The sequence below is a fragment of the Bacillus sp. P4_D3 genome (assembly GCF_056401855.1).
Genome location: NZ_JBFUIN010000285.1, coordinates 1 through 4,064, shown reverse-complemented (window position 1 = coordinate 4,064; position 4,064 = coordinate 1). Strand labels below are relative to the sequence as shown.

Below are 4,064 nucleotides of genomic sequence, written 5' to 3'. Positions count from 1 at the left end.
GGCTATATGTTGCAGCGCTATAAAGGACTTGGCGAAATGAATGCCGATCAATTATGGGAAACAACGATGAACCCTGAAACACGTACGTTAATTCGTGTGAAAATTGACGATGCATCAAGAGCTGAGCGCCGAGTTACGACATTGATGGGGGATAAAGTAGAACCTCGCCGTAAATGGATTGAGCGTAATGTACAATTTGGTATGCAAGAAGAAGGAAATATTTTAGAAAATGAAATGATTATGGAGACGGAGGTGGAATAACATGCAGGCAGAGAAGTTTCATGACCTCCCGCTTGAAGACGTGTTAGGTGACCGCTTTGCACGTTATAGTAAATATATTATTCAAGACCGCGCGCTTCCAGATGCGCGTGACGGTTTAAAACCGGTACAAAGACGTATTTTATATTCTATGTATGTAGAAGGAAACGTACATGATAAAGCGTTTCGTAAATCAGCTAAAACAGTAGGTAATGTTATCGGTAATTATCATCCACATGGTGATTCCTCTGTATATGAGGCGATGGTCCGTTTAAGTCAAACTTGGAAAGTACGTAATGTTTTAGTTGAAATGCACGGAAATAACGGTAGTGTTGATGGGGATCCAGCAGCGGCAATGCGTTATACGGAAGCACGTTTATCACCAATCGCATCTGAGTTATTACGTGATCTTGATAAAGAAACAGTAGAATTCGTGTCAAACTTTGATGATACGAGTGAAGAACCTGTTGTATTACCGGCAATGTTCCCGAACTTATTAGTGAACGGATCTACAGGGATTTCCGCTGGTTATGCAACAGAAATTCCACCGCATCATCTTGGAGAAGTAATTGATGCTACAATGATGCGTATCGATCAACCGAATAGTTCTGTGGAGGACTTGTTAACAGTTATTAAAGGACCAGATTTCCCTACAGGTGGTATTATACAAGGGATAGATGGCATTAAAAAAGCGTATGAAACAGGTAAAGGTAAAATTATTATTCGCGGAAAAGCAGAGGTTGAAACGATTCGTGGCGGGAAGCAACAAATCGTTATTACAGAAATTCCGTATGAAGTAAATAAAGCGAATCTTGTTAAGAAAATGGATGAATTACGTATAGATAAAAAGCTAGATGGAATTGCTGAAGTACGTGATGAGACAGATCGTACAGGTCTTCGTATCGTTGTAGAATTAAAAAAAGAAGCGAATGCTGAAGGTATTTTAAATTATTTATATAAAAATACAGATTTACAAATTCCATACAACTTTAATATGGTAGCGATAAATAATCGTCGTCCGACACTTATGACATTACCTAAGATTTTGGATGCATATATTGGGCATCAGAAAGAAGTTGTTACGAGACGTTCACAATATGAATTACGAAAAGCAGAAAATCGTCAACATATTGTAGAAGGTTTAAAGAAAGCATTATCAATTTTAGATGAAGTGATTGAAACGATCCGTGGGTCTAAAGATAAGCGTAATGCGAAAGATAATTTAAGTGCGAAATTTGGATTTACAGAGGCGCAGTCAGAAGCAATTGTTTCACTGCAATTATATCGTTTAACGAATACAGATATTACAGCACTAGAGCAAGAAGCAGCGGAACTTAGTAAGAAAATTATAGAGTTACAGACGATTCTACAAAGTGAAAAAAGACTTTTTCAAGTTATTAAAACAGATTTGAAGAGAGTAAAGAAAACCTATAGTGATAATCGCCGTGCGATAATTGAAGAGGAAATTGAAGAAATTAAAATTGATGTGGAAGTTATGATTCCGCAAGAAGATGTCATCGTTACTGTAACGAAAGAAGGCTATGTGAAACGAACAGGTTGGCGTTCGCATAATGCATCGAACGGGAAATACTTCGGTATGAAAGAGGGTGACATCTTACTTGAGCGTTTCGATACAAACACGACAGAAACCGTTCTTTTATTTACGAACAAAGGAAATTATATTTATCTTCCTGTGTATGAAATGCCAGAAATTCGTTGGAAAGATTTGGGTCAACACGTTGCGAATCTTGTTTCACTCGAGCGAGATGAATCGTTAATTTGGGCAACAGTCGTACCGAATTTTGAAGAAGAAAAACGATTTATCGTATTTGTTACACGAAACGGTATGATTAAGAAAACAGAATTAAACCAATATAAAGTGCAGCGTTATTCACGGGCGTTCGTTGCTGTAAACTTGAAAAAAGATGATGAAGTTGTTGATATATTTGCGACAGATGGGACAAGTGATATTGTTCTTGCAACACATGGTGCATATGCACTTGTATTCAATGAAGAAGAAGTAAGTCCAGTTGGTGTAAGAGCAGCTGGTGTGAAAGCAATTAACTTAAAAGAGGATGACTACGTTGCTTCTGGTAAACCGTTAAATGGTGAAAAAGATCAACTTATTCTCGTTACGCAGCGCGGTGCTGTGAAACGTATAAAGGCATCGGAAATTGAGAAATCAACGAGGGCGAAGCGAGGCCTTGTAATTTTTAAAGAGTTAAAACGTAATCCGTACCGCATTGTCGGTATTGAAATTGTTCGAGATGACGAATTAGTTTACATGAAGACAGAGAAACACATTGTAGAAGAAATTGATCCGAAAGCGTTTCGAAATAAAGACCGGTATAGTAACGGTAGTTTAGTACTAGATGTTAATGATACTGGTGAAGTAATTGAAACGTGGACGAAGAAAAGAACGGAATAAAGGGAGCATCTTGCTATGAATGATAGCAAGATGCTTTTTTCTAAGCAAATCATTATGTATATAAAAATAATCTTGTTATAATAATGAAATGAAATCGTTATCACAAATGGAGGGGCAGCATGAAAAAAATAGGTGTAGGGATTGTAGGATTTGGATTTTCTAGTACAACATTTCACATCCCGTTATTACAAACGATAGAAGAGTATGATATTCGTGCTATTTTATCATCAAAAGAAGAAGTAGTGAAACAAACATTACCAAATGCTGAAGTTGTTGGTACAATTGATGAATTAGTAAACCGAGCTGATATTGACTTAGTCGTCATTACTTCACCGAATACAACTCATTTTCCATATGTAAAAGAAGCGATTGTACACGGTAAGCATGTTGTTGTGGAAAAACCATTCGTTGTTTCAATTGAAGAGGGAGAAGAACTTATTTCATTAGCGAAGCAACATAATGTCGTTTTAAGTGTGTATCACAACCGTCGTCTTGATAATGATTTCTTAACGATAAAGAAATTATTACAAGAAAATAGAATAGGGAATGTATACGCATATGAAGCGCATTTCGATCGTTTCCGCCCACATGTACGTGATCGCTGGAGAGAAAAGAATTTACCAGGTTCAGGAATTTTATATGATTTAGGATCGCATTTAATGGATCAAGCATTATCATTATTCGGGAAACCAGATGCGATAAATGCAGATGTAATAAAACAACGACCAGGTGCAGAAATTGATGATTATTTTCATGTTGTACTTCACTACGGAGTAAAGCGTGTCATTTTACATAGTAGTAGTTTTGTGAAACAAGCTGGACCACATTTTACACTGCATGGCGATAAGGGTTCTATCGTGAAGTATGGTATGGATTCACAGGAAGAACAATTAAAGACTGGAATGAAGCCAGGGGATAATGGTTATGGAGCAGACCCTGAAGAGAATTTTGCTATTTTAGAAACAGAAGAAGAGTTAGTACGTATTCCAACAGAAGTCGGCTGTTATGACATGTATTATAAAGGTGTAAGAGATAGTATTGTAAATGGTGAGAAACCACCTGTAACAGCAGAAGAAGGCTTGGAAGTTATTAGACTTATTCAATTGGCAATTGAAAGTAGTGAAACTGGTAGAGTCATTTCGGTAAAATAAAAAAGACACGATTCAGTGTCTTTTTTTATTTTTGCGGAACAGAAAGTCCGTAAAAGAACATCGTAACTATATCTTGTATATGTTTTTCTCGATCCCCTTCAAGAAGCTGTGCCCCGAAATCATCACCTAATTTAGTGAACATTTGAATGTAAAGTAACATCATTTCTTTTGAAAGGTGTGGATTAATTTCATTTTTGCGCTGTGCTTGTTCTAATATTTCTAAATAC

Annotated in this window: 2 protein-coding genes and 2 pseudogenes; 3 read left to right on the top strand and 1 reads right to left on the bottom strand. The window is 36.7% G+C overall.

Annotated features, from left to right (window positions below):
• The 3 genes and pseudogenes from AC1DTM_RS19410 to AC1DTM_RS19400 all read left to right on the top strand — a co-directional run.
• A pseudogene (locus tag AC1DTM_RS19410) lies at window positions 1–261 on the top strand (DNA topoisomerase IV subunit B); the annotation flags it as partial.
• Between the two features lies 1 nt (window position 262).
• Complete coding sequence (gene parC / locus AC1DTM_RS19405) at window positions 263–2,686, top strand: DNA topoisomerase IV subunit A (RefSeq protein WP_002160935.1); 2,424 nt, start codon at window positions 263–265, stop codon at window positions 2,684–2,686.
• A 119-nt stretch (window positions 2,687–2,805) separates the two neighbouring features.
• Window positions 2,806–3,837, top strand: coding sequence for an oxidoreductase (locus tag AC1DTM_RS19400; protein WP_002160936.1), 1,032 nt, complete (start codon window positions 2,806–2,808; stop codon window positions 3,835–3,837).
• Between the two features lie 25 nt (window positions 3,838–3,862).
• Here the strand turns inward: AC1DTM_RS19400 and AC1DTM_RS19395 are convergent.
• Window positions 3,863–4,064, bottom strand: a pseudogene (locus AC1DTM_RS19395) (TetR/AcrR family transcriptional regulator); the annotation flags it as partial.